Below are 26578 nucleotides of genomic sequence, written 5' to 3' on the forward strand. Positions count from 1 at the left end.
GCAACTTAAAATGCATAGACTTGGGAATAAGAATTTAGATTTTAAAATAGAAAATTTAGGAGAATGTAAACAAGATAATCCTTTAATTAATTTTTATGCTGCTGAGAGTCATATTCATTGTACTGGTGAGGCTAATAAGATTAGATTTAATGTTTATAAAAATGACGAGGCTTGGGAGCAATATGAGAATATTTTTTTAGAAAAAGCCGGCCCTAGACATAAAATTTATTTTATTCCAAAGCATGTTAGAGCGGCAATTACTACTTGTGGAGGTCTTTGTCCAGGTTTTAATGATGTTATTCGTTCAATTGTTAGAACTTTATGGAAAGTATATGGCGTGCATAATATTTATGGAGTTAAATTCGGATATCAGGGACTTTTGCCAGACTCTAATTTAAGTTTTGTTGAGCTAAATCCTGATGTAGTAGATGATATTAATCAACTTGGTGGTACAATACTTGGTTCATCAAGAGGAGGAATTAAACCTGTTGAAATAGTTGATACTTTGGAGAGAATGGGCATTAATATGCTCTTTAATATTGGTGGAGATGGGACACAAAAAGGTTCTATTCTAATTTCTGAGGAAATAGAGAGGAGAAATTTGAAAATAGCTGTTGTAGGTATTCCAAAGACAATAGATAATGATTTTATGTTTGTTCAAAAATCTTTTGGATTTGAAACAGCTGTGGAGCAATCAGTTGCTGCAGTTGCTGGTGCTCATTTTGAGGCAAATAGTGCTTATAATGGAATTGGTCTTGTTAAAGTGATGGGTAGAGATTCTGGATTTATTGCTGCTCATACGGCTTTATCTTCTAATGATGTTAATTTTTGTTTGATTCCAGAACTAGATTTTGATATTGAAGGGCCTAATGGGCTTCTTGCACATCTTGAAAGACGACTTTTGGCAAAAGAGAATTTGGATGAAATGCCCCATGCAGTAATATTAATAGCAGAGGGTGCAGGACAAAAGTATTTTGATCCTAGTAGTCGTAAAAAAGACGATTCTGGTAACTTGCTTTATGAAGATATTGGACTTTATATTAAAGATAAGATTAATACGTATTTTAAATCCAAAAATATTTCAATTAATCTTAAATATATTGATCCTAGTTATCTTGTGAGAAGTTCTCCAGCTAATGCTAGTGATTCTCTTTATTGTGCTCGTCTTGGTTCCAATGCTGTTCATGCTGCTATGGCAGGTAAGACAAAATTATTAATTAGCTTGTGGAGTACAAAATTTGTGCATATTCCAATAAAAATGGCAGTAATTGCCAGAAATAAAGTCAATATAAATGGTTCTTTCTGGAGGGATGTTCTTGCAAGTACTGGACAGCCATTTAGTATGAAGAACTAAAAATAAAAGTATTAAAGTGTTCTTTTATTTATTTTGCTGCATTGCCTGCAACATTTAATGCATCCCAAGTTTTTGAGAATGGTGGAGAATATGCAAAATCCATCATTCCAATTTCATTTGTTGTAAGTTTTGAATATATCGCTAAGGATAATGCATGCATTCTTATTGCAGCTCCATTTTTGCCAATTGTTTGTGCCCCAATGATTTCTTTTGTTCCTTCATTATATATCAGTTTAATATACAAATCTTCTTGGTTTGGGTAATAGTTTGTATGGTTTTTATCTTTTATAAATACTGTTTTATATTTAATTCCAAGCTTTAAAGCAGTTTCTTCTGTAAGACCAGATCTGGCTGCTTCAAGAGATAAGACTTTAATTGATGCAGATCCTAGTGTTCCTTTAAAAGCAACGTGTTTGCCCGCTAGATTTTCACCAATTACTTTTCCTAATTTGTTGGCTGTTGTTGCAAGGGGGATATAATCATTTTTTTTACTTACAAGATTATAAATTGTGGCGCAGTCCCCTGCAGAAAAAACGTTTTTTACGCTGGTTTCTCCATATTCGTTGACAATGATTGCACCATTTTTTAGGGTCTCAAGTTGACCTTCTAAAAATTCAGTAGCAGGTTTGCTCCCGGTGGCAAGAATTACAAGATCCGCCTTATATTCGGATTTGTTTGTAATGATTCCTTCAACTTTTTCTTTTCCTATTAAGCTTTTTGCAAATTCATCTGTGTGGAGTAGAATATTGTTTTTTATTAATTCTTCTTCCATTATATTAGTAATTTCTTTGTCAAACGATTCGGTTAGTATTCGTTTATCTAGTTGAATTATTCTTACATTTTTTTCTAAAGCTTTAGCAGCTTCTACCATTTCAATTCCAATATATCCAGCTCCAATTATTACTATATCTTTTATGTCTTTCTTCTTAAAAATTTCTCTTATTTCTTTTCCATCTTGCATGTTTTTTAGAGTATAAAAATTAGTTAGTTGGATATTGCTAATTGGTGGGATGATAGGATTGCTTCCAGTTGCAATCATTAATTTATCATAAGTATCATTGAATATCTGTTTTGTTTTAAGGTTTTTTACTTGAAGGGTATTATTTTTGATATTTACTCTCGTAACTTCATGTTCAGTGAATACTGATATTCCATTTTGTTCAAATTCATAAGGTGTTCTAGCTATCATGTTGTTTGGTTCATCAAAGAATCCCCCAATGAAATATGGTAATCCACAAGCTCCAAAAGATGTAATATTTGTTTTCTCATAAATGGTGATGTTTAATTCTTTATTTGTTCGTTTTGCTTTTGCAGCAGCACTAGTTCCTGCAGCAGTTCCCCCAATAATTATTATTTTCATAAAAATTCCTTATTTTTCTATTTCATTTTGATTATTATAAATATTTCTGTCTAATTGGTTAAGGTTTTTGGCTGTTATTATTCCTGCAACCATTGAACCGCTGACATTGACAGATGTTCTACCCATGTCAATTAAAGGTTCAATAGATATTATAAGTCCAACAAGTTTAACGGGTAGGTTCATTGATGAGAGAACCATTAAAGAAGCTATTGTTGCGCCTCCTCCAGCTCCGGCTGCTCCAAATGAGGTTATTATTATTATTCCTATAAGTTGAAGTAGGAATAAAGGATCTGTTGGGTTTATTCCTTGAGTAGGAGCAATCATTATTGCTAACATTGCAGGATGGAGTGCTGCACAACCATTTTGTCCAATAGACACTCCAAATGCACTTGCAAGATTTGCAGTTCCCTCACTGACCCCTAATTGTTTAGTTTGTACTTCTACATTAACAGGTATTGTTGCTGCGCTAGAACGAGATATGAATGCAAATGTCAAAACCGGCCATGCTTTTTTAATGAAGATAATTGGGTTTAGCCTATTAAGTGCAATTAGTGTCATGTGCATTAAAATTGTAATGCCAATGGCAATATAGGAAGCAAGTGCAAATTTTCCAAGTTTCATTATACTTGAAATATCACTTGTTGCTGATATTTTTGTAATCATTGCTAATATGGCATAAGGTGTTGATTTTAAAATTAAAATTATCATTCCAGAGGTCAAATCTTGTGCTGTGGATATTATTTGTTTAAAAAATTCTATTGATTCTGGTTTTTTTTTGGCAACTTTAAGGGCAACAATTCCTACTAAGGCAGCAAATATTACTATTCCAATTGTTGAGTTTGATCTTGTTCCTGCCATATCTGCAAATATATTTTCAGGGATCAGTTCTGATAATTTTTGTGTAATTGGGGTTTTTTGTAGGCGTTCAAGACCCTGATTTAATTTTTTTCCTTGTGTAATTTCATCTACTCCAGATTGAAGTCCTTCTGCTGTTAGATTAAAGAAGAGAGAGGTACCAATTCCAATTATTGCAGCAATTCCTGCTGTAAATATAAGCATAAGTATTACGGATAAGCTCATTTTCCAAATATCTTGGCTATTTGTTAGTTTTACTATTGCAGATATTATTGAAACAAGTATAAGTGGTATTATCATCATTTTAATGAGTCTTATATATCCTGTGCCTAAGATATTAATCCACTCAATAGTTTCTTTTAGTATTATTGATTCTGATTCATAACAATGTTTCATAGTTATACCAAAGGCTATTCCTAATCCTAAGGCTACTAGTAATCTTTTTGTAAATGAGATGTGTTTTTTGTGTAGGAAATATAGAAGTCCTATTAATGTAAGCATGATTGTGATATTTAATAGTATATATATTATTGTTGTGTTCATTCTTTTTGCCTCTTATTTATAAATCTTAATGTAATGAGCATGATTTTAATCATAAATTCTTGAATTAGCTTTGTTACTTTTTTATTATTGAAGTAGTCTATCATAAGATTTTATTATTTCATCTTTTAAGTTATTGTCCTTTAAAATCTTAGTTGCAATTATTTTTCCAAGTTGAACTCCTTCTTGGTCGAATGAATTTATATTGAGTAAAAATCCTTCAAACATTACCTTGTTTTCGTAATGAGATAGTATTGCACCTACTGTGTAAGGTGTAAGTTCTTTTGAATATATTAATGCAGCAGGTCTCTCGCCTTCAAAGTTTTTATTTTTGTTTGTATCTTCTTTGCCATAACAGAATGCAATTATTTGAGCTATTAGATTTGCTTTTAACTTATCATTGTTTGATGTTCCCTCTAAGGTGTTATCCTGCTTTAGTTGAGATTCACTAAAACCTATTAGATCCATTGGAACTATATCTGTTCCTTGATGAAGCATTTGAAAGAATGAATGTTGAACGTCCGTTCCAATTCCTCCCCAAATCATTCTTACTGTTTTATAATCAATTTTTTCTCCAAATCTGTTTACACTTTTTCCATTACTTTCCATTTCAAGTTGCTGCAGATGAAGATAAAAGTTTTCCATTGCTTTTGAATATGCAATAATGCAGTTGCTACTATAGTTAAGAATATTACTCTCATATACACTAATTAGTGCTGATAAGAGAGGCGCATTTTCTCTTACGTTTTTATTTAATGCTTTTTTATCAACCTCATAAGCTCCTTTTAATATTTCTTTTGTAACGTTTTCTGTGAAGCAAAGAGTAATTAAGGTAACTCCAACAGCTGATGTTGGTGAAAATCTTCCACCAATTGAATCGTGCATAAAGAAATATTCAAGATATCCCTGTTCAAGTGCTAGCATACTTCCCTTTGATGTAATGATTATGATTTGTTTTTGGTATTCTTTGATACCATTATTTTTTAATTTTTTAATTAAAAATTGCATATTAGCTGCTGTCTCTAGTGTGTTTCCGCTTTTTGATACTATAATAAATAAGGTTTCTTGAAGGTTTATTTCACTTAATACTTCTTCTGTTTCATCTGGATCAATATTTGAAATAAAATAGGCTTTCATCAGGTGTAAATTTTTCTGTTTAGCGTAATTTTTGATCGCAGTATATAGTGCTTTTGGACCAAGACTTGAACCACCAATTCCGATTTGTACCACATTTTTAAAGACTTTTCCACTTATGCTCTTAATCGATCCATTTTGAACTTGTTTTGCAAATTCAAAAATTCTTTTAAGTTCTCTTTCAAAAAATTCCCTCATATTTTCATTATTCTCTATGACTTCTGTTCCAAGTTGCCCTCTTGTTAAATGGTGCAGAACTTTTCTATTTTCACTGATGTTAATATGTTTTCCATCGAGGATTTCTTTATATTTTTCTATTAGATTTGCTTCATCGCTTAAATTTTGAAATATGTTTAAGTGAGTTTCGTTAATTTGTTTTGTAGCATAGTTATAATGTACTTGATATCCTTCTATTTTGATGTCATATTTTTTTATTCTATCTTCACTTAGATTCTTTTTTAGTTCTTCGGGATTAGTTTGTCTTAATTCTTGAAACTTTTTAAGTTTATTAAGGTTAATATACTTAAGCATAAAGCCTCCTCTAATAGTTCTTATGTATTTAAGTTTTGTTTTGTTTTTTTATTTTTAGTATTTTTTTTATTTTAAGTATTATAGATTTTAAAAACCTGATTATTATGTTTTTTTCTGAATAATGTTTTAATTGTTCTTCACCTGCATCCGATTCACTTTTTGTAAATGATTTTCTGGCATTATTCTCATCAAGTTCAATTTCAAGTAAAATTTTTTTATCTTCTGTGGGGATTACCTTAACATCGACTTCTTTATATCCAAGTTCTTTTAATACCTGATATCTTCTAAAACCTGCTACTAGATTTTTGTTTTTATCTATTATTATTGGGTAGATTAAACCATGTTTTTTGATGCTTTCTTTAAGAGTTGAAGTGTCTCCTATATTTTGTCTGATTCGTTTTTTTATTTTTATTTGTTCTAAATCTATTAACATTTTTATTAATCCAATTGAATATTTTCTCCATTTACATCTTTGTGTCCATTTTCGTCAATTTGTTCATTTTCATCAATGAGAGAATTTGCTTTAATTTTTGTATCGTTTTCTTTGCCTTTTTTGTCTGTATTAGTATCGTCTATGTTAATATTGTCATCATTATCATCTGTACTTGTGTTGTTGATATTATCATCTAGATTTATATCTTGTATGTCATGATTCACATTTTCTTGATTATGTTCATTTTCTAAACTATTATCCAAGTTACTATTGTTAGTTTCATTGATATCATTTTCAAGTTCTGTTTTGTTTTCTATTTTATTTAATGGATTAAAGTCATCTATAAGATATTCAAATTCATTAACCTCAATGTTTAACTCATTATTGTCATCGATTTTATCGATTCCATAAACATTAAATTCCATTTTATTTAAAAATTCAGATTTATTTTCATAGTATTTTGACTTTTCAAATGGCTGAGTTCCTGCAATGAATATTTCATTTATTGTTGTTTCGTTAGGTATTCCTTCTGGTAATAGTCCTGTTTCTGATTGTACTTGTACATTAATTAAGCCTTTAGGTCTTATGAAAACTTTTCTAGGTAAATTTTTATGGTATTCTGCCATAAATTTTCCCCAACTAGGACCAGCAAGTCCTGTTCCTGTTCCAGCAGTTCCTAATGAATATCCCTTTTTATCAAAACCAATCCATAAAGCAGTTGTTATATAGGGTGAGTATCCTATTGCCCATCCATCAGCCCAGTTTTGAGTAGTTCCTGATTTTCCCGCAATATCAGATTTAAAGTCTTTAAGATTTGTATGTCTTTGATTTGCTAAGGTTCCATACTGAATTGTTGATTTCATCATATCTGTCATAATATAGGCAGTTTGAGGAGATACTATTTGTGCATTAGCCCCTTTATTTTTAATTGCTGTTAGCGTTTCAGATTCTACATTTGCTACTACTTTTCCATTCCTATCTTCAATATATTTAATTCCATATGGTTCCACTTCTTTTCCATTGTTACCCAAAATTGCGAATGCTCTTGCCATTTGTATTGGAGATGTTGATATGATACCTAGTGCAAGAGGATATACTTTAGGAAATGTTTTGTTTATTTCATTTTGATCTTTTATTCCTAATAATTTAGCAGAATATTTAATTGCATTTTCAAATCCTAATGTATCGAGTATTCTAAGAGAGGGAATATTTAGTGATAAAGCTAATACTTTACGTGTTAATACATTGCCTCTCCATTTCCCTCCGTAGTTCTCAGGTGCATAGACTTCTCCTTCTTGATTGAAAAATGCTACTGGAGAGTCTGAAAACATTGTTGCAGCTGTGATTTTTTTAAGATCAATAGCTGCTGAAAAGTATAATGCTTTAAATGCACTTCCAGGTTGTATTTTTGCTTGGGTTGCTCTATTAAATTCGCTTCCCTTTCTATATCCGCTTCCCCCAACCATTGCTTTTATTGCTCCTGTTGTGGTATCTAGTGCTATGAATGCGCCTTCTGGTTGTACAATGAAGTTTGGATTTGTTTTATTGTTTATTGTGTATTCTCTTGTTGCTTTGTCTATTTTATCAATGCCTAATATTGCTGCGAAACTTGCAATTAAATCAATATTGTCTTCGTAAAATTTTCTTGTTCTTAGTTTTTTGTATTGTCTTCCATTTACTCTAGTGCTTCTTATTCCAAACAGATCAGATATTGTATCAATTATGGGAACTATTTCTGAATTAATTACCAGAGTCTCAGATGATTTAGTAGAATTATACATTTTTCTTGTTTTTATGATCATTTCTTGTGTAATTTCATCTGCATATTTTTGTGCATCAAGATCAAGTGTTGTGTATATTGAGTACCCGTCTTTGTATATGTTTGCTCCGGATGGAAGATGTTTAATTATTCTTTGCCTTATGTATTCTGAGAAATAAGGTGCATGATCTTCTTTATCAGAGATAGCCGATGTGTCTGCCATACGAGTCCAATCGTAGTTTGCCCAGTATTCATTAAACTCTCTCTCAGCTAGTTCAGTACTTATAATTCCATTAGATATTACTTGGTTCAATACTGCCTTTTGTATTTTTTTAGCGAATTCTGGATTGTAAAATGGTGAATAGAGTTTTGCGTTTGGTAGTTGTATAATCATTAAAACCGCTTCTGCAGTGTTAATATCTTTGACGCTTTTGTTGAAAAAGAATTTTGAGGCTGCTACTACTCCGTAATTTCCGTTTCCAAAATACACTTTATTTAAGTATTTTTCAAGTATTTCATATTTTGATAGTTTCTTTTCAAGTTGTATGGCCCACCAAATTTCATTTAGCTTTCTTAAGATTGATCGTTTTGCTTGATTGGTGTAAAGGAGTTTTGCCAGTTGTTGCGTTAAAGTACTTCCCCCTGAAAAGTATCTTCCAATAGCAATATTAAAAGCAGCTCTGAAGATTCCCATTAGTGAGAAGCCTCTGTGAAAGAAAAAACTGAGATCTTCGCGTATTAAAAGTGTACTTATTAAGTTATTAGGTATTTCTCTTAAAGAGAGTAATTCTCTATTCTCATCGGATATGAATTGTGTTATTATCCTGCCATTTGTATCAAAAAGTTTTGAGGGGATGGCAGGGTTTATATCCCCAAAATTTTTGTCTCTTTGAATGTTTACAGTCTCAACTATTGCAATTGATAGTAAGATAATAGAGAAACTAGTAGTAAAATATGTTAGATAGATGAGTAATTTAGCTTTTTTGCTAAAGTTAAGATTTTTCAAATTACATCCTTCCAATGTAATTATACTATAAATATGTTAGAATGAACATGTTTTTGTAAGTTGTTATTAATGTGAAATTATTGTTATAGTTCCTTTACATATATACTATGTGGATTCTTTAATGCAAATGAGAATATGGATTTAAAGTAAGTACAAGTAAGGGTTTCTCTTTTGTTAAGGCTTTTTTTTTGTTATTTTTGTTTATACAATTGATTTTACATTTTGATTTTATTTGGAGTATTGGAGTATTAATGTGATTTTCTTAGATATGTTGAATAAGTTATTAACTATTGGTTGTATCTAATATTTTGGGATAAAATTATTTTAAAGTGTATGCATAACTTAAAATTTTTTGAATGTTATTACTTTAAAGTTCCTGAGTATCGATTTTAGCATGTTTTTTAGATTTTAAAGGAGAGGTTTATGTTTTTGTCTAGGAAAATAAAGGATTATGAAGCTAAATATAGAGGTAAAGAAATTAAGATGAGTACTGAAATCAACAGTTTCCTTAACATTAAAAATTCTGTTGAAATTAGAGTTGGTAATTATTTGGCCTATGGTGTAATTTATTCTATTTCTATGAATGCTATTAAGATTATTTTACAAGAAGATAAAGTTTTGCCTGTTTTAGCACAAAATGGGAATTCAGGCAATATTCAGTTTAAAAGTTTTGATAATGTTGGAGATAATTCTTTTTTTATTCCCTCTTTAGTTGTGAAGTTTGTAAATATATCTTCTTGTTCTGTTCAAGAGAAGGAGTATAATTTGCTGACTCTAGATTTTTTATCTCCTATGCCAGAAGAAGTTGCAGTTAAGATTGGCAAATTGCTTGATTTAAAACTTGGACAGAATCAAAGGATACATGAACGTATTATTATTGATAAAGATTCACTTAGAAAGCTTAATCTTAGTTCTGATAAAGCTTTTATTGAACTTAAGGGTGTTAAGCATAAATGTTTGATTAAAGACCTTTCTTATGGAGGTGCACTTTTAATATCTTATTTTGATTATGAGGGAATAGATGAAAGTAATGCTGATTTAACTTTAAGTTTTGATATTGCAGACAAGGAAGTATCTATTGTTGGCAAGGCAAAAAATTTGAGTGTTATTCAAACTCCTAATGGGAAGGTTTTAGCTTTAGGCATTGCATTCTGTGAGGAAAAGATTCCCCTTGATTATACTATGTTAATTCATGATTATTTTAATTAGAGGATTTATGCTTAAAAATATTGTTTATATTTCTCTTCCAGAAGATTTTACAAGTCAAATTAAGGATTTTATATTTGATCCTAAGGTACTTTTACCCTTTGAGGTTGATGATATTAAGCATTTTTCTCAAGATGAACTTAATTTTGAGGCTGTTATGTCTGCGATTCTTAAGATTTTGGCTTATGATCAAGGTAATGTGAATTTTTCTTATTATAAAAAGCTTCTCTTAGCTTTAAATCCTGATATTGTCAATACACTTATTCATGTTGGACTTACTAAGGTTGATGAGGGAGATTATAATTTGGCTCTTGAGATTTTTTTGGCATTAAAAGGTATTGATAATGAAAATGAAGTTTTTCTTTTTAATTTGGCATTATTGTATGAGAAAATGGCTGAAACCTTCTTAAGGGTTGATCAAGACATAAATGCTATGACTAGTAATCAAAATGCTTTAGAGATTTATGAGAAACTTTTAGAGTTTGAGAATCCAAATGAAAATGTGTTTGCAAATGCTGGCTTTTTTTTTGTTAAGCAATATAACTTGGACAGGGCTCAAGAGTTGCTTAAGCATTATTTAAAAATTTCTAATAATTTAAGATTGAAAAATAAGGTAAGTGAAGTATTAAATGCTATAGGAGTTCATAAAAGTTTAGCTTTAAATCTTGAGAGAATATATGATATGATAATTTTATCGAAGGAAGATGAGGCTATTTCTAAACTTGTTAAACTTTTAGAATATCATAAAAATTCTTGGAATGCTTGGTTCTTGCTTGGATGGGGATATAGAAGAAAGGGTTTTTACTCTGAGGCAAAAGACGCTTTTCTTGAGGTGTTATCTCTTGATTCTAAGAATGTCGATGCTATGAACGAGCTTGCAATCTGTTTGATGGAACTCCTTGAGTTTGATGATAGTCTTAAGTATTTACTTAAGGCTTTGAAGCTTGAACCTGATAATATCAAAATTGTTTTAAATCTTGGAATTCTTTATCTAAAAATGGAATGTAAGAAAAAGGCTAGAGAGTGTTTTGAGATAGTTCTTGAATATGATTCGAGTGATCCTATTGCCCTTAAATATTTGGAACTATTGAGTAGTGAGTTTTAATTTATGTTGTATTGCTTTTAGGTAATAAATTTATTAAGGCTTGCTTTTTTAAGTCTATTATTGATTGAGTATCCAAGTTGACTATTATCTACAAATTCAGCAAGTATTTGTTTGTATGTTTTCTCAGATTCTACAAATACTTTGTAAATGTTTTTTGCATATTCTTCTAATGTATTAAAAACACAGATATTATTCATATTCCAAGATTTGTTAAACCAATATGAATTAAGAGTATCTTTCATGATGAGCACTTTTGTATCTTGCCTTGATGCATACTGTCTTATATTATCTTTTTGATTGAATAGATAAACAGGTATGCGTGGTTTGTAATGTTCTAGTAAGTTTCCAGGTGATTTAGATAGCATTTCTTTTCCTACTAAGTATTCTACTTTAAATTTTCCTTTAAGTTCTTTTTCTATCATCTCTTTTGTGATTGAACCTGGTCTTAGTATTGATATATTTCCTTTAGAGTTAAATCCTATAACGGTTGATTCTATACCAATTTTTGATTCTTCATTTTTTTTGATAATTCCTTTAACTAGACCATCAAGTTCCCTGATTGCCATTTCAAAATTAGTGGCACTGGGACGTCTTGATAAATTTGCTGATGGGGCTGCTATTGGAACTCCGCTCATTTTTATTAACTTGAGGGCTACAGGTTCTGATGGTATTCTTACTGCTATGCTGTCAAGTCCCCCGTTTATGAATTTAGATATTTTACCCGCATTTTTTAGTATAAATGTTAGAGGGCCTGGGGTGAATTTTTTCATTAAAATCAGTGCACTTTTTGGTATATATTCTACAAGTTCTTTTATTTTTTCTATTGATTCAACATGTACTATTAAAGGGTTTGTGATAGGACGTCTCTTTACTAGAAAGAGCATTCGTATGGCCTCGTCATTGTATGCATTAGCCCCAATTCCATATACTGTTTCTGTAGGAAATACTACTAATTCTCCTGCTCTTATGAATTTTGCTGCTTTTTTTATCTCGAGTTGTTCTATAATCTCTGTTTTCATTAATGTCATTTCCTATTATTAATTTTACTTACTTATTTATTAAAGCAAAAAAATTGCAAATAAACAATTTAGGTTAACTTAACTTGTTGATTTTATGTTATAAGTCTTAAGCTTTATATTGTAATATGCAATATGATATAATACATGTTATGGTAAATTTATTTAATCTTATTATGGATATTAGATTTGGCTTCTTATTTTTGTTTTTTGCTTTTACTCAATTAAATAGTGCTACTGTTGGACTTGCTTCATGGTATGGCGAGGCTTTTCATGGCAAATCTACTGCTAATGGTGAAAAATTTGATATGACAGCTCTTACGGCTGCTCACAAGGAACTTCCATTTAATACTATTGTAAGAGTTACTAATTTACTTAATAATAGGACAGTTGTTGTAAGAATTAATGATAGGGGTCCTTTTAGGAAAGATAGAATAATTGATTTGTCAAAATCTGCTGCTGAAAAGTTAGATTTTCTAGGAATAGGTGTTGCTCCTGTAAAAGTTGAGATATTGGAACAATTGGATGAAAATAAAGTTGTGGCTCAAGCATCTAAAAAAATTGTTAATACTGAAGATTTTTCTAAGGATAATTCAGTTGTTTCGGGTTCAAAATTAAAGGATAATGCTGACTTGGATAAAGATCACTTTGATGTTGCAGAAAAGATTTTAGATAATTCGACTAAAGAACCAGATTTTTATATACAAGTTGGTTCTTATAAGACTAAAGATTATGCCCAAAGAGCTTATAGAATACTTCAAAAAGCTGGACTTAATGTTTTAGTAAATTCTCATGGACCTTTTTTTACAGTGTTCATTCCTACTTATGCTGATGATATTCATAAAAATGTTGAACTTATTAAATCTACAGGATATAGGGATATTTTGGTAAGAAAGACTAAAATACCAGGAGATAGTATTCCTATGGATTAGTATTTTTATCTATCTTTTTAAAGAATATGTCTATTATGTGTTTAATATTTTCAAATTTTGAGTAATAAGTTTTGATATTAGGTAAGGAGTGTAGGAATGATGTACCATAATTTTTTTCAACGAGTCTTTTATCAAAACATACTATAATCCCATAGTCTTTTGGATCTCTAATTAATCTTCCGAATCCTTGTTTGAATTTCATTATTGCTTGTGGCAGTGTTTCTTGTGTGAAAAAATTTTTATTCGATTTTGTAGCTAATTCTTGTTTTGCCATTAAGATGGGATCAGAAGGAGTTTGAAATGGCAATTTGGGAATTATTATCATTGTTAATTTATCTCCTTTAATATCAATTCCTTCCCAAAAATTTTTTATTCCTATGAGTACGCTTTTTTTTTGTGATTCTTTAAAAGAGTTTATTAATTCATGTTTTGGCAATTTTCCTTGTATGAAGAGGTTTATGTCATTTGTAAATAAAAAGTCTTTAATGTTTTTGCCTATATATTCTAAGCTTTTAAGTGAAGTTAAAAGAATTAAGGTACCGCCTTTGTTTAACATTACAAGTTCTTTAATATACTGTGTTGATTGATTTAAAAATTTTTCTTCTTTATTAGGGTATTCAATATCTGATATAACGGTGAGTATTGATCTTTGCCTGTAAGGAAAAGAATATGGCAACTTTTCCATTTTGATGTTTTGATTACTTAAGTTCAATCCTGTTTGATTTAAAAAGTATGAAAATGATTGATTTGTCATTAGAGTAGCTGAGGTGAAAATTATTCTTTTTACTCGTTTATACATAACTTTGTTTAGACCAGGCCCTAAATAAATCTCTGATATTTTAAATATAAGCACATTTGTTTTATTTTCTATCCAAAAACAAAGATTGTCATATTGATTTTCAGAGATTAAAATTTTAATTAATGATTTTTTATATTCTATGTTTTTAATTAGTCTGTTTAGTTCTATTTTTGCTGTTTTATTTTCTATCTCTTGTGTTAAAGATGTTATGGTTGCTTTATAACTTTCTAAGTTATATATGACACTTTGTAAGTGTGTTTTAATTCTTATATAAAAATCTGTTTTATGTGTATCATTGGTAATTCTATAAATTAATGGAAAATCTTTTTGTGTTTGTATTATATATTCAATATTTTCTAAGCATCGCATTGTTGAAGTTTCAAAATTTTTCTTATATTTATTATTTATGTTTTGTCTTTTTATTATTTTATCTATTTTAGTAAAAGTTTTTTTTATCCCAATTCTTGAAAAACTTCTGCTAAATAATGTTCTTGCAGCTTCTTCTAGATAATGAGCTTCGTCAATTATTATGTTTTTTGTATTAGGCAATATTAAATTAATCTCATCATCATTTTTTTCAGAACCGTTTTCATAATTTTCTTTTTCTGTTAATATTTCATTTTTTATGTAGAGATCATTTAGAAGTAAATGATGATTGGTTATAATAATATCACATTCTAATATTTGTTTTCTTGCCTTTTTAAAAAAACATTTATTGTCATCAGGACAGGTAATACCTGAACATGTCTCAGGGTTTGCCGATACTTCTTCCCAGATTTTCTCATCAATAAAGTTAAGTTCGTCTTTATCACCTGTTTGTGTGTTTTGTGACCAGTAGATTAGTGTTTGTAAATTTTTTTTATTAAATGTATATGTTAAAAGGTTCCTTTCAAATTCTTTAAGCCGGCGAAGGCAGAGGTAGTTTTTCATTCCTTTAATTATTCCAAACTTCATTTTAAAAGGAATGATTTTTTCTAGAGATTCGATATCTTTTTTTATTAATTGTTCCTGAAGGTTAATAGATGCTGTAGAGATTATTATTTTTTCTTGTGTTTTTTGAATGAAGTCAATAGCAGCAATTAAGTATGCAAAACTTTTTCCCGTTCCTGTTGGTGCTTCAATAACTAAGAAATTTTCATTTTCAAGGGCTTTACTTATTTTTTCGATCATCTTTAATTGTGTTTTTCTTTTTACAAAGTCTTTGATGTTTAACTCTGCTTTTTTGAATATATATTCAATTAAGTTCAATTTTAGTAAGTATCCTTTTTATTGATTCTTTAAAAATATTTTTGTAAATATTATTTGTGAAATTATTTAATTTTGAGTTGCTATAAATTGAGCTCATTTTTTGAAATGTTGCTCCAAATTATCATTATTATCTCTACTCAAGGGATTTTTCCATAAAGTTTATGTGATTGTTTATTGCAATGTGAACATTTTTATAATAATGAAAATTAATATAGAAAAGAATTATTATGTCTTTGTTAATTTTTAATATATTCTTAAATCCATCCTCAGTTGATATTGAGAATTTTTTTGTTCTTTTGCAAGCTATATTAGCTTCTTTAAGATTCATTTTGCGCACTTCTTTACCATGGTGTTGTCTTATTATATATTTATTTTATGAATTTTTTAAGCTATATGAGTCGTCCAATTATGATTTTGGCTCCAATGGAAGATGTTACAGATACTGTTTTTAGAAATTTGATTCATTTGATAGGTAATGGAAAGGATGCTCCTGATATTTATTTTACCGAATTTATTTCTGTAAAAGGGCTTTTAAATAAATCAAAGCAGTCAATGCAACATATTTTGACAAAAAATGATGAACTAAATCGACCTTTGATTGCTCAAATTTGGGGCAATGATCCTGATGAATTTTTTAAGGCAATAGAAATTTTAAGTAATTTGGGATTTTGGGGAATTGATCTTAATATGGGCTGTCCTAAGAAGAAAATAGTTAAAAAAGGAGTTTGTTCTGCTTTGATTAATAATAAATCTTTGGCTCGTGAGATAATTATTTCAAGTAAAGAGGCATGTTTAAAATTTGGATTGTCTCTTAGTGTTAAAACAAGACATGGTTTTTTTTATTCTGAGGTTGAAGATTGGTTGGGATTTTTACTTAAGTTAGGTATTGATATGTTGACCGTGCATCCCAGGCTTGCTATTAATCAAAGTGAAGGTCCTATAGATGTTTCTGTATTTGATAAACTTGTTAATCTGAGGGATCAAATCAATCCTTCTGCATTAATTATTGGTAATGGAGATATTTTGAGTTTAGAGCAAGCTCATCAGATTGTAGAGAAACATTCTATTGATGGAGTAATGTTTGGTCGTGGAATTTTTAGAAATTTAAACTTATTTAGAAAAGGTTTTCCTAACTTTTTGAGTAATGATTTAAATTTTAGATTAAATATATTAAAATTGCATATAACAGATTTTCATTCTACTTGGAGTCTTACTAAGGATTTTAATAAACTTAAAAAGTACTTTAAAATTTATTTTAATGAAGATGAAAGATGTAGCGAGTATTTTCATAATATTATGAAATCAAGTAATTATGAGGAGCTTTTTAAAAATTTAAGTCGAATGGATATTATAGGAGATAATCTTAAGTAATGAGTGATAACCTTTCAAAAAATTATAATCCTAAGGTTTTTGAAGATAGAATTTATAAAAGATGGCTAGATAATGGGGTATTTATTCCTAATTATGGGATTGAGCCTAAGTTTAGTATAGTAGCACCTCCTCCAAATGTTACAGGCATTCTTCATATGGGACATGCCCTTAATTTTACTTTGCAAGATATTCTTGTTCGTTACAAGAGAATGCAGGGAGCTGATACTCTTTGGCTTTTTGGGACAGATCATGCTGGAATTGCAACCCAAGCGATTTTTGAAAAACAGCTTAAAGAGCTTGGAAAAAGTAAGGATGATTTTAGTCGTGAAGAATTTATTAAAGAAATTTTTAAATTAAAAGATAAACATAGAGAAATAATTGTTAATCAAATAGAGAGGCTCGGAGCTTCCTATGATCATTCCAGAGAGAGATTTACTCTTGATGCTGGGCTTTGTCAGGCTGTTAATAAGGTTTTTATTGATTTATATAATAAGGGGTTTATTTATAAGGGAGAATATCTTGTCAACCTTGATCCTGGGTCTGGAAGTGTTGTTAGTGATGAAGAGGTTGAGTACAGAGATGTTATTGGAAAAATTTATTTTATTAAGTATTTATTAGATGATGGTAACTTTATTGAAGTTGCAACCACTCGACCTGAGACAATGTTTGGAGATGTGGCTGTTGCTGTTAATCCTAATGATGATCGGTATAAATCTTTGATTGGTAGAGACGTTACAATTCCTATTGCAAATAGAAAGGTTAAAATAATAGCAGATAGTTATGTTGATATGGAATTTGGTAGTGGTGCTTTAAAAATAACACCTGCTCATGATTCTAATGACTTTGAAATTGCAAAAAGGCATGATCTTGCTAAGATAAATATTTTAACTAAGAATGCAAAACTTAATGAAAGTGTTCCAATTGAGTATCAAGGTTTAAGTGTGAGTGTTGCAAGAGACAAGATAGAAAGGGATTTAAGAGACAGAGGATTTTTAATAGATGTTAAGAATCATAAACATCAGGTTGGGCATTGTCATAGATCTGGAGAGATCATTGAGCCTTATTTATCAAATCAATGGTTCGTGAGAATGAAACCATTAGCTGATGCTGCTTTGCAAGCTTTAAAAAATGGTGAGATTAGGTTTTATCCTAAAAAGTGGGAAAATACATATAAACATTGGTTATTAAATATTAGAGATTGGTGTATATCTAGACAGTTAGTTTGGGGACACAGAATTCCTGCCTGGTATGATGTTAAAACAGGAGAGATTATTGTTAGTGAATTTGATCCTTCTCTAAGAGAAGAATATAAGGGCAGAAGTTTCTTTAGAGATCCAGATGTACTTGATACTTGGTTTTCTTCTTGGTTATGGCCATTTTCTTCTCTTGGCTGGCCAAAAGTTACTCTTGATTTTAAAAATTATTATCCTACGAATACTTTGGTTACTGCTTATGACATAATATTTTTCTGGGTAGCAAGAATGGTAATGGCAGGACTTGAGTTTACAGGACAAGTTCCTTTTAAAGATATATATATAACACCCCTTTTAAGAGATAAAAAGGGTAGAAAAATGTCAAAATCTTTAGGTAATGGCATAGATCCTCTTGAAATTATCGATCAGTATGGAAGTGATGCTTTACGTTTTACTCTTGCATTTTTATCTGTGCAAGGTCAGGATTTGAATATTGACACTAAAGATTTTATGTTTGGAGCTAAGTTTTTAAATAAAGTATTTAATGCGTCTAAATTTATTTTATCAAATTTAGAGGGTAGGCTAGTATTAGACAATTTTGAGTTAGATGATATCGATAAATGGTTACTTACGAGTTTAAATTCAACTGTTGCCGTTATAGATTGGGCTTTTAAAAATTATAAGTATAATGAGGCTGCTAAAGCAGTATATGAATTTTTTTGGAATGATTTTTGTGATTGGTACATTGAAATTAGTAAAATTAATTTAAATAGTAATGATATTAATTTTCAAAATATAACTATTTCTAAACTGATATTTTTCTTGAAAGAATCTTTACTCATTATGCATCCCTTTATACCTTTTATTACCGAAGAGATTTATTCTAAGTTTACGTCTTTGCAAAATATATTAGCATTAGAAAAGTATCCTGAGTGTGTTAGTCAAAGAGATTTTAAGGAAGAGTATCATCGGTTCAATTTATTGAAAGAATTTATTGTGTCAATTAGAACTCTTAGGAGTGAATTTAGTATAGTTCCTAATATTAAGATTAATGTTGCTTTGCGATTTGGTAATACTTTTAAATACGAGAGCTATTTTAAGGAACATGAGCATATTGCAAAGAAGCTAATTAACTTTGATTGCATCTTTTACAATGAAAATTATGTTGGTATGATAGGAGTTCCTAATGTTGATTTTGAGAGTTTTGCAGATATTAAGAGTCTAATAGATATTGAGAAAGAGCTTGTAAAGCTTGGTAAACAACTAGAGAAATATGAGAGACTTAAGCATTTAGTTTTGGCAAAGCTTCAAAATCAAGACTTTTTATCAAATGCTCCTGAGGAGATTATTGATCTTGAGAAGTCAAAATTAGAAGAATTTGATTCTTTTATTGCAAAAATTAACAATTATATTCATAATTTAAAAAAATAGTAAAAACCTTTTAAGTTATGATTTTACTTGTAATTATGTTGCGTTTACGTTCAGTATTTTTAGTATTTTGTTTATTAAGACAGCTTTTGTGTATAATCATTAAGATGTGTTTTTAACATTCACATTTTTGCCCTTTTATTGTTTTTTTTGTGCTTTTATCATATGTTTTTTATTGTTAAATCCTTTTATTCTAGAGTAATTAAAATTAGCGAGTTTTAGGCCATCTTTTACAATTCTTGCTGCAGAAAATGTTGAAAGTTTAGTTCCAATTTTGCTCTTTTTTGTAATTATGGTGAATATTTCTTTATTCCACATTTTGGGATTTTTGCTTGGACTAAACCCATCTAAAAACCAGTAATCTATGTATTTTGGCAGCTCTTTAAGCTTTTCTTTGGCCTCTCCAACTAAAATTTTTAAATTAATATTGTTTGTTATTTTGTACTTTATGTTTTTTGTTGGGGTGTTAGGATATTTTTTAAGCAGTGTCTTAAAATAATTTATATCTTTGCTAAAAAATTGTGATACTTTTTTGATTTGTTCCTTTTTCAGTGGAAATTTTTCAATTGAATAATAATTAATTTTTGTTTTGAGGTTATTTTCTTTTAAATATTTTAAAAGTGCTATTAAATTAAGACCAGTTCCAAATCCTAATTCTGCAATTGTTGCACTTTGTAGATCTGCTAAGTCTATGTCTAGTTCACAGCCTTTGATGAATACATAAATACTCTCTTCAAGTCCGTATTGTGGATTATAATAAATATCTTTAAATTTACTTGAATATATGGTTTTATCTTTAAATATTAATTTATTCATTAGTAAAGTAACAAATGAATAAATCATAAAGTGATTTACTCATTTATAAAAATTCACTTTTAAAAAAAGTTACTACCTTGAGAAGTAACATTATTATTGTTATATATCAACCTGAATTTGATTTGTTTGACTAGGATAATAGGACGTAAACCGCTCATTTTAAGGTTTTGCCTTTGTAAGAGAAACTAAACTTAAACTTTAGTTTCTCTGTTCTTTTATTCTTCTATAATAGCTATTATCTCTTTTGCTTTTAGGATTAAGTGTTCCTTTTCTTCAATCTTGACAGCAGCTCCAGCGTACTTTTCATAAAGCACTGTATCTCCAACTTTAACAGTAATGTCTTCCTTGTTAGAGCCAATAGCTATAACTGTCCCAATGTTTGTTTTTTCTTTTGCATTTTCTGGTATATATAGTCCTGAAATTGTTTTACTTTCGGCTTCTTTTATTTTTATTAAAACTCTATCAGCTAAAGGTTTAATATTTTTCATTTTCAAACATCTCCTTAATTTGATAATATAAATATACGAAAAATTGAAGTATTAAGTCAATATATTTAGATAATACTTGAAACTTAATCTGATTTTAAAGATAATTCTTTTAATAAAATGTCAAATTTAGGTGGAAAAATAGTTTGATAACAGTGAGTAATTTAGAAGTTGCATTTGGAGAGAGAATTTTATTTAAAGATGTTAATCTTAAGTTTTCTTCTGGAAATTGTTATGGGATAATTGGAGCTAATGGTGCAGGTAAGAGTACGTTTTTGAAAGTTTTAGGTGGAACGATTGAACCGAGCAAAGGTGAAGTGTCAATTGCAAAAAATCAAAGAATGGCTGTGCTTGAGCAAAATCAGTTTGCTTATGATAATTTTAGGGTTATTGATACTGTAATCATGGGTCACAAGAAGCTTTATGCTGTGCAAAGGGAAAAAGATGAAATTTATGAAAAGCCTGACTTTAGCGATGAAGATGGAATTAGGGCTGGAGAACTTGAGGCTGAATTTGCCGAACTTGGAGGTTATGAGGCTGAGTCTAATGCTGCGGTACTTCTTAGAGGTCTGGGCATAGATGAGTCGGTTCATTCTAATTTAATGAGAGATATTGAGGGAGCTTTAAAAGTAAGGGTACTCTTAGCGCAAGCTCTGTTTGGAGAGCCTGATATATTACTTCTTGATGAACCTACTAATAATCTTGATATTCAATCGATTAAGTGGCTAGAAGAATTTTTGATTAATTTTGAAAATACAGTTATTGTTGTGTCACATGATAGGCACTTTTTAAATCAAGTTTGTACTCATATTGTTGATATTGATTATGGAAAAATTCAAGTTTATCTTGGTAACTATGATTTTTGGTATGAAACCAGTCAAATTCTTAATAAGCAACTAAAAGATGCTAAGAAAAGATCTGAAGAGAAAATAGCAGAACTTAAGAGTTTTATTCAAAGGTTTTCAAGTAATGCATCAAAATCTAGACAAGCAACTTCGAGAAAGAAGTTAATTGATAAGATTAAAGTTGAAGATCTAAAACCATCTTCAAGGAAATTCCCTTATGTTAACTTTAAGAGTGAGAGAGATCTTGGAAAAAATGTTATTACAATTAAAAATTTGACTAAGGAGTTTGAAGGACAACATATTTTAAACAGGTTTAGCATTGTTGTAGAACCTGGGCAAAAGATTGTTTTTTTAGGCAGTCCAATCTCGGCAAGTTTTCTTTTTGATGTAATCACCAATGAAGATAGAGATTATAAGGGGCATTATGAATGGGGCACTACTGTTAATTTTGCGTACTTTAAGAAGGATAATGAAGAATATTTTAGTGTGGATTTAAGTTTGGTAGATTGGCTAAGGCAGTATTCAAAGGATCAGGATGAAACTTATATTAGAGGATTTTTGGGACGAATGCTTTTTAGTCAAGATGAGGCTTTAAAAAAAGTTAATATCCTCTCAGGGGGTGAAAAGGTAAGGTGTATGCTTTCAAAGATAATGCTTAGTGGGGCTAATGTATTATTGTTAGATCAACCGACCAATCATTTAGATCTTGAAGCAATTACATCTTTAAATACCGGTCTTAGAGATTTTAAAGGAGTTGTATTATTTACGTCTCATGACCATCAATTTATTGATACCATTGCTAATAGAATTATTGAGTTTGTACCTAATGGTATAATTGATCGTTTTATGACTTTTTCAGAGTATATTGATGATCCTAAAGTTAAGGAGTTAAGGGATAAGTTTTATGAAGGACATGCCAGCTTGAAACTTTAGTTATATGTTTAACCATTACAGGATGTTTATGGTTTTGAAGTTAAATATTTGTATTTTTATATTTTTAGGTGTTTGTTTTTCCCTTTCAGCAAATGTTAACCTTTATTTTCAGAAAGCTTTAACGGGGCAGATTTTAGGAAGTCCTATTCTTGATGAGCTACGTAATACTATTACGGTGTTAACAAAGGATAGGTGGTTGATAACTTATACTATGTCTTTAGATAAGAAATATTCTTATAGGTTAGATCGAGTTCCCTATCCTTTTCTCTTAAAGGATTTTGGTAGTGGGTATTATATTATTACAGGACGTAATGAAGTTCAAAAGATTAGAAGAGGAAAGCTTATATGGAGATATAGTTTAGATGCTTCTCCTATAAAAGCTCCTTCAATGGGGAATGGTTATATTTTAATTCCTCAGGCTAATGAGAGAGTTATTGCTTTAAGACTTGGTGATGGCCAGAAAATTTTTGAGGTGAGTATAGAAGGAAAGGCAGTGACTTCTTCTGTTGTTCTTGAAAATGGTAATTTCTATATTGCAAATGAACATTATAGAATGTTTGCTTTTAATCCTGAGGGAGAGAAAATATGGAGTGTTTCTCTTATTTCTTTTCCCAATGTATTAATTATAAGTACTAATAATGAGATAATTGTTGGATATCAATCTGGAGATGTTGTTGTGTATGATAGTGATTTTGGTGATATGTTAAATTCTATTAGTTTGAACTATCCTATTAATTTTTTATTTGAAAAGTTTAATGGAGAATATGTTGCAGTGTCTGATAATGGGGGTTTTTTTAATTTAAGTAAAAACTTTGAACTTATGTTTTCTAAAAATTTATCTTTAAAGCTTAAGGAAGCTGTGCTTTATGATAACAAAAATCTTTTTATTGTTATGAAATCAAATGGTGTTTTAGCTCTTGATGAATATTTCAACCCGGTTGATAGATATGATGGTATGAAGGAAATATCGGGGCTTGTAGCTAATGTTGGAATCATTGCTACTGGTGGGCTTAATTGGATATTAGCTACTTACTATTATGAATATAAAGATGAACTTGATGTTATTGTTTGGAATCATACATTAGGTAATAGGTATCATCAAAATAGAATAGATTTTATCGAAAAATATTTAGTAGATCATGAAGATATTTATTTGGCTCTTGATGAAATGTTGAATTCTCCTTACAATAGGAGGGCTTATGATACTTTTTTAAGTACTCTAGATTCTCTGGTAATTAAATATGGTAGTTTTCCTAAAAAATATTTGGGTTTATATAAAAAAGCTATTAATAATTGGCTTGCTCCAAAAAATGGAATAGATAGAATAGCTCAAAGAGGGCAACTTTATAAGTATTTTATATATGTTGATGATGCAGATTCAGTTAAGAGTTTTATTAATATAGCGATTGAAGAAAAGGATATTAGCAATGTAATTCAATTGGTTAAAAGTATTGCTAAGTTTGAATATTATTATGGGCAAGATGAACTTGTGTATAATTATATTCATTATGTAATATTGAATTATCAGGGCAGTTTAGAGATAGCTTATGCTGTTCTTCTAAGCTTGCGCAAGATAATTTTGAATTCTACAGAGGATAATCTTAAAAAGTATAGAAATAAATATTTAACTCTTTTGAAATTTATAAAGCGACAAAATTTTTCTGACAAAATTAATCAGTGTGTTAATGAAATTATTGTAGTGCTTTGATTCATTTTGTTGCTAGTTTTATGTTATCATTTGTTAAATACATCTTATTATAGTGTATTAGAATTGATGTTTAATTTATGCTGATTTAGTTAATAATAGGGTTTATAATTGACTATGGGAGAATTTTATTATGAAAAGAATATGGGTACTTTTTATTTTTTTGTTCATCTTTTTCAATGTTTTTACTTTTCATTCTAGAGAAGTTGATAAGAAAAAGTTGAAAGATTTTATTAATATGGATCTTGAATTTGTTAATTATCGGGGTCCTTATGATTCTACAGATACTTATCAGCAAATAGTAGGTATTGGTGAATTTTTAGCTAGGAATTTAATCAATAACAAATCTAATTATTACAATAAATATTATGTTGATAGGTATATTGACAGTGAGGATGAAAAGAGTAGTTCAGATGTTTTTATTATTGGTGAGAGATCTTCTCTTGATAGTATTTTAAATCTTAGAAAAATACTCATAGGGTATTTAATGGAAGGTTTTAGTTACAGTAAAGAGAGTGCAGAATTACTTGCTAAAGCTATTACAATATATAATGCTACTTACCGAGGTGATTTGGAGTATTATAGTGATTCTTATATTCAGCCTGCCCTTAAAGATTTAAGTAAGCATAATGTAGGACTCTCAAGAGTTTATAGCCAATGGGCTGGTAAAACTCATATTTTTATTCCTCTTAAGAGAAATATTTTATCAGGCAACATTGAATCAGATGTTGATCTTGACAAAATAGTTACAGAGAAGGTGGTAATATCTCTTTTAAGTGAAAATGAAGAAGTTGGTACGGACTTTGCAAGAGATCTAACCGATGTACAGGATGAAATTCGTGATATTGATCAGGAAAAGATTGATGTTGAGTCTGTTACTTTGAGAAGCATTGATGATGAATTAACAGAGACTATTGATAATTTAAGAGAGCAACTTGAGAAGGCTACTGATGATGTTGAAAAGACAGGTATTAAGAAGCAAATTGATGACAAAATAGTCGAGAGAAATATTTTAAAGAATAAAGCAGAAGAGCTTAAGAAATCACAGAAAAAATTAAATAGTTCTCAGGATAGGTTGGATAGGCAAAGGGATATAGTTAAAGATAAAATACAAGAAAGTATTGATAAGGAGAACAAAGATAAGAATTTGCCAAAGCCTGGGGACATAATTTCGCCAAAAGTAGATGAAAAATTGCAATTAACTGAAACTATTGAAGATTTGAAAGAACAGCTTGATAGGGTTACTGATGATGCTGAGAGGGAAGAAATTAAGAGGCAGATTGATGATAAAATAATTGAAAGGGATGCAGTTAAAGATAGGAATTTGCCAAAACCTGGGGAAGTAAGTTCCTCAAAAAAAGATGAAAAAATAAAGTCGTCTGAAGATTTAAAAAAGCAATTTGAGAAGGTTACTGATGATGTTGAAAAGACAGGTATTAAGAAGCAAATTAATGACAAAATAGTCGGGAGGAATATTTTAAAGAATAAAGCAGAAGGGCTTAAGAAGTCACAGAAAAAATTAGATAAGCAAAAAGATATAGTTAAAAAAGATAGGAATTTTCCAAAACCCAGGGAAGTAAGTTTATCAGCCAAAGATAAAAAATTGAATTCGGCTGAAGAGTTGAAAAAACAACTTAAGAAAGCTACTGATGATACTTCTAAGAGTACTTCTAGTGTTTCAAATAATCTATCATCTAAGCCCTTGTCCAATAAGCCTTTAAATTCTAAAGATCAGTTGGTTCAACAAGAAGCTGTAGATAAATTGTTTCTTGAAAATGAAAATCATAAACCTGTATTTTTAGAGGTTTTAAATCCCAATACGAATTTAGGAGTCCTTAGGTTAATTGACTCAGATAAAGACCAATTGGGTAAGAAAATTTCTCAGTATGGTATTAGAAGATATGGAGTTTATGAGAGAGAGGATGATTTTGTAGCTATAAAACTTTGTTCAGGTATTGCAAAGCTTCAGTTGCTTAATAAGGCAAAAGATCTAAAAGTTGAATCTGAGGCAAACTTTGAGTTAAGTAGAGATTCTTCTCTTTTTGTTGATTCAAAAATGATTTTGGTAGTTGTTAAGGATAATAATGTTTGGAAATTAGCAAAGTTTTCTTCAAGGGATTTGAGTGAGTTTATTTTATCAGAGGATGAAGTTTTGCCATTTACAAGTTTTACTGTTAATGCAGGGCATGTTTATTTGCAAGATGCATCTAAAAAGATTATTATTTTGGATCTAAATACTTTAAAAAAAGTATCTTAAATTGTTTTTTTTGACTAGACATTGTTTAAGTAATTGAAAAAGGAAGAACAAAGTTTTGTTCTTCCTTTATATTATTATAGAAACAGTCGGGACAGTGAGATTCGAACTCACGCTCCCCTGCTCCCAAAGCAGGTGCCTTAGCCGCTAGGCCATGTCCCGAAAAAGTTACGCGCCAATTAGGACTCGAACCTAAAACCTACAGATTAGAAGTCTGTTGCTCTGTCCAGTTGAGCTATTAGCGCTTTTGAGCCTAAATTTGAGTATATC

At 29.8% G+C, this 26578-nt stretch carries 19 protein-coding genes and 2 tRNA genes; 9 read left to right on the top strand and 12 right to left on the bottom strand.

Annotated elements, in window-relative coordinates:
• Positions 1 to 10 precede the first annotated feature (10 nt).
• Positions 11 to 1354: an ATP-dependent 6-phosphofructokinase gene (locus tag bpuSUM_RS03675; protein WP_247065926.1), complete on the top strand. Its 1344-nt coding sequence runs from the start codon at positions 11 to 13 to the stop codon at positions 1352 to 1354.
• 28 nt (positions 1355 to 1382) lie between these two features.
• Here the strand turns inward: bpuSUM_RS03675 and bpuSUM_RS03680 are convergent, their stop codons facing one another.
• The 5 genes from bpuSUM_RS03680 to bpuSUM_RS03700 all read right to left on the bottom strand — a co-directional run bounded on the left by bpuSUM_RS03680 (position 1383) and on the right by bpuSUM_RS03700 (position 8972).
• Positions 1383 to 2714 (bottom strand): CoA-disulfide reductase, encoded by a 1332-nt coding sequence (locus tag bpuSUM_RS03680; RefSeq protein WP_247065928.1) that lies wholly within the window; start codon positions 2712 to 2714, stop codon positions 1383 to 1385.
• A gap of 9 nt (positions 2715 to 2723) precedes the next feature.
• Positions 2724 to 4112, bottom strand: coding sequence for an L-cystine transporter (locus tag bpuSUM_RS03685; RefSeq protein WP_247065930.1), 1389 nt, complete (start codon positions 4110 to 4112; stop codon positions 2724 to 2726).
• Positions 4113 to 4196: 84 nt separating this feature from the next.
• Positions 4197 to 5774, bottom strand: coding sequence for a glucose-6-phosphate isomerase (locus bpuSUM_RS03690; protein ID WP_247065933.1), 1578 nt, complete (start codon positions 5772 to 5774; stop codon positions 4197 to 4199).
• A 28-nt stretch (positions 5775 to 5802) separates the two neighbouring features.
• Positions 5803 to 6207 (bottom strand): ParB N-terminal domain-containing protein, encoded by a 405-nt coding sequence (locus bpuSUM_RS03695; RefSeq protein ID WP_247065935.1) that lies wholly within the window; start codon positions 6205 to 6207, stop codon positions 5803 to 5805.
• Positions 6208 to 6212: 5 nt separating this feature from the next.
• Positions 6213 to 8972, bottom strand: coding sequence for a penicillin-binding protein 1A (locus bpuSUM_RS03700; RefSeq protein WP_247065936.1), 2760 nt, complete (start codon positions 8970 to 8972; stop codon positions 6213 to 6215).
• 423 nt (positions 8973 to 9395) lie between these two features.
• Between bpuSUM_RS03700 and plzA the strand changes: the two genes are divergently transcribed.
• Together plzA and bpuSUM_RS03710 are read left to right on the top strand one after the other, a co-directional pair.
• Positions 9396 to 10181: a c-di-GMP-binding receptor PlzA gene (plzA, locus tag bpuSUM_RS03705; protein WP_247065938.1), complete on the top strand. Its 786-nt coding sequence runs from the start codon at positions 9396 to 9398 to the stop codon at positions 10179 to 10181.
• A 7-nt stretch (positions 10182 to 10188) separates the two neighbouring features.
• Positions 10189 to 11283: a tetratricopeptide repeat protein gene (locus tag bpuSUM_RS03710; RefSeq protein WP_247065940.1), complete on the top strand. Its 1095-nt coding sequence runs from the start codon at positions 10189 to 10191 to the stop codon at positions 11281 to 11283.
• Positions 11284 to 11300: 17 nt separating this feature from the next.
• Here bpuSUM_RS03710 and bpuSUM_RS03715 read toward each other — a convergent pair whose 3' ends face one another.
• Positions 11301 to 12302 carry an L-threonylcarbamoyladenylate synthase gene (locus bpuSUM_RS03715; protein WP_247065941.1) on the bottom strand — a complete coding sequence of 334 codons (1002 nt, stop codon included), beginning with the start codon at positions 12300 to 12302 and terminating at the stop codon, positions 11301 to 11303.
• A gap of 149 nt (positions 12303 to 12451) precedes the next feature.
• Here bpuSUM_RS03715 and bpuSUM_RS03720 point away from each other — a divergent pair, with 149 nt between their 5' ends.
• Positions 12452 to 13231: a septal ring lytic transglycosylase RlpA family protein gene (locus bpuSUM_RS03720; RefSeq protein WP_247065943.1), complete on the top strand. Its 780-nt coding sequence runs from the start codon at positions 12452 to 12454 to the stop codon at positions 13229 to 13231.
• Here the strand turns inward: bpuSUM_RS03720 and bpuSUM_RS03725 are convergent.
• Both bpuSUM_RS03725 and bpuSUM_RS03730 read right to left on the bottom strand, forming a co-directional pair.
• The gene (locus tag bpuSUM_RS03725; RefSeq protein WP_247065945.1) at positions 13221 to 15278 is read right to left on the bottom strand and encodes an ATP-dependent DNA helicase; all 2058 of its coding nucleotides are present in this window, start codon (positions 15276 to 15278) and stop codon (positions 13221 to 13223) included. The two genes, bpuSUM_RS03720 and bpuSUM_RS03725, sit on opposite strands and share 11 nt — an antisense overlap.
• A gap of 133 nt (positions 15279 to 15411) precedes the next feature.
• Entirely contained in the window at positions 15412 to 15606 is a 195-nt protein-coding gene (locus bpuSUM_RS03730) for a hypothetical protein (RefSeq protein ID WP_247065947.1), read from the bottom strand.
• A gap of 47 nt (positions 15607 to 15653) precedes the next feature.
• On the opposite strand from bpuSUM_RS03730, the gene bpuSUM_RS03735 reads away from it, so the two are divergent.
• Complete coding sequence (locus bpuSUM_RS03735) at positions 15654 to 16649, top strand: tRNA dihydrouridine synthase (RefSeq protein ID WP_247065948.1); 996 nt, start codon at positions 15654 to 15656, stop codon at positions 16647 to 16649.
• Entirely contained in the window at positions 16649 to 19273 is a 2625-nt protein-coding gene (gene valS / locus bpuSUM_RS03740; RefSeq protein ID WP_247065951.1) for a valine--tRNA ligase, read from the top strand. Before bpuSUM_RS03735 ends, valS begins: the two co-directional genes overlap by 1 nt.
• 135 nt (positions 19274 to 19408) lie before the next feature.
• Here the strand turns inward: valS and mnmC2 are convergent, their stop codons facing one another.
• Together mnmC2 and groES are read right to left on the bottom strand one after the other, a co-directional pair.
• The gene (gene mnmC2, locus bpuSUM_RS03745; protein ID WP_247065953.1) at positions 19409 to 20086 is read right to left on the bottom strand and encodes a tRNA (5-methylaminomethyl-2-thiouridine)(34)-methyltransferase MnmC2; all 678 of its coding nucleotides are present in this window, start codon (positions 20084 to 20086) and stop codon (positions 19409 to 19411) included.
• Between the two features lie 215 nt (positions 20087 to 20301).
• A complete protein-coding gene (gene groES / locus bpuSUM_RS03750; RefSeq protein ID WP_247065955.1) occupies positions 20302 to 20574 on the bottom strand; it encodes a co-chaperone GroES in 273 nt (90 codons plus the stop codon).
• A gap of 143 nt (positions 20575 to 20717) precedes the next feature.
• Between groES and bpuSUM_RS03755 the strand changes: the two genes are divergently transcribed.
• The 3 genes from bpuSUM_RS03755 to bpuSUM_RS03765 all read left to right on the top strand — a co-directional run bounded on the left by bpuSUM_RS03755 (position 20718) and on the right by bpuSUM_RS03765 (position 26311).
• Complete coding sequence (locus bpuSUM_RS03755; protein ID WP_247065958.1) at positions 20718 to 22349, top strand: ABC-F family ATP-binding cassette domain-containing protein; 1632 nt, start codon at positions 20718 to 20720, stop codon at positions 22347 to 22349.
• A 22-nt stretch (positions 22350 to 22371) separates the two neighbouring features.
• On the top strand, positions 22372 to 24057 hold the full coding sequence (locus bpuSUM_RS03760) for an outer membrane protein assembly factor BamB family protein (RefSeq protein WP_430644654.1): 1686 nt from the start codon (positions 22372 to 22374) through the stop codon (positions 24055 to 24057).
• A gap of 130 nt (positions 24058 to 24187) precedes the next feature.
• Positions 24188 to 26311: a P83/100 family protein gene (locus tag bpuSUM_RS03765; RefSeq protein ID WP_247065963.1), complete on the top strand. Its 2124-nt coding sequence runs from the start codon at positions 24188 to 24190 to the stop codon at positions 26309 to 26311.
• An 86-nt stretch (positions 26312 to 26397) separates the two neighbouring features.
• Here bpuSUM_RS03765 and bpuSUM_RS03770 read toward each other — a convergent pair.
• Both bpuSUM_RS03770 and bpuSUM_RS03775 read right to left on the bottom strand, forming a co-directional pair.
• Positions 26398 to 26470: transfer RNA gene (locus bpuSUM_RS03770), tRNA-Pro, on the bottom strand.
• A 9-nt stretch (positions 26471 to 26479) separates the two neighbouring features.
• Positions 26480 to 26553, bottom strand: a tRNA-Arg gene (locus bpuSUM_RS03775).
• Positions 26554 to 26578: the final 25 nt, after the last annotated feature.

It is taken from the genome of Borrelia puertoricensis (assembly GCF_023035875.1).
GTDB classification, from domain to species: Bacteria; Spirochaetota; Spirochaetia; order Borreliales; family Borreliaceae; genus Borrelia; species Borrelia puertoricensis.

Excerpts from the sequence above, each read along its gene's own strand:
- bpuSUM_RS03735 (WP_247065948.1), top strand. The coding sequence starts at position 15,654 with ATGAATTTTTTAAGCTATATGAGTCGTCCAATTATGATTTTGGCTCCA.
- bpuSUM_RS03690 (WP_247065933.1), bottom strand. The coding sequence starts at position 5,774 with ATGCTTAAGTATATTAACCTTAATAAACTTAAAAAGTTTCAAGAATTA.
- bpuSUM_RS03730 (WP_247065947.1), bottom strand. The coding sequence starts at position 15,606 with ATGAATCTTAAAGAAGCTAATATAGCTTGCAAAAGAACAAAAAAATTC.
- bpuSUM_RS03695 (WP_247065935.1), bottom strand. The coding sequence starts at position 6,207 with ATGTTAATAGATTTAGAACAAATAAAAATAAAAAAACGAATCAGACAA.
- groES (WP_247065955.1), bottom strand. The coding sequence starts at position 20,574 with ATGAAAAATATTAAACCTTTAGCTGATAGAGTTTTAATAAAAATAAAA.
- bpuSUM_RS03710 (WP_247065940.1), top strand. The coding sequence starts at position 10,189 with ATGCTTAAAAATATTGTTTATATTTCTCTTCCAGAAGATTTTACAAGT.
- mnmC2 (WP_247065953.1), bottom strand. The coding sequence starts at position 20,086 with ATGAATAAATTAATATTTAAAGATAAAACCATATATTCAAGTAAATTT.
- bpuSUM_RS03685 (WP_247065930.1), bottom strand. The coding sequence starts at position 4,112 with ATGAACACAACAATAATATATATACTATTAAATATCACAATCATGCTT.
- bpuSUM_RS03720 (WP_247065943.1), top strand. The coding sequence starts at position 12,452 with ATGGTAAATTTATTTAATCTTATTATGGATATTAGATTTGGCTTCTTA.
- bpuSUM_RS03715 (WP_247065941.1), bottom strand. The coding sequence starts at position 12,302 with ATGAAAACAGAGATTATAGAACAACTCGAGATAAAAAAAGCAGCAAAA.
- valS (WP_247065951.1), top strand. The coding sequence starts at position 16,649 with ATGAGTGATAACCTTTCAAAAAATTATAATCCTAAGGTTTTTGAAGAT.
- bpuSUM_RS03680 (WP_247065928.1), bottom strand. The coding sequence starts at position 2,714 with ATGAAAATAATAATTATTGGGGGAACTGCTGCAGGAACTAGTGCTGCT.
- plzA (WP_247065938.1), top strand. The coding sequence starts at position 9,396 with ATGTTTTTGTCTAGGAAAATAAAGGATTATGAAGCTAAATATAGAGGT.
- bpuSUM_RS03675 (WP_247065926.1), top strand. The coding sequence starts at position 11 with ATGCATAGACTTGGGAATAAGAATTTAGATTTTAAAATAGAAAATTTA.
- bpuSUM_RS03765 (WP_247065963.1), top strand. The coding sequence starts at position 24,188 with ATGAAAAGAATATGGGTACTTTTTATTTTTTTGTTCATCTTTTTCAAT.
- bpuSUM_RS03760 (WP_430644654.1), top strand. The coding sequence starts at position 22,372 with ATGTTTATGGTTTTGAAGTTAAATATTTGTATTTTTATATTTTTAGGT.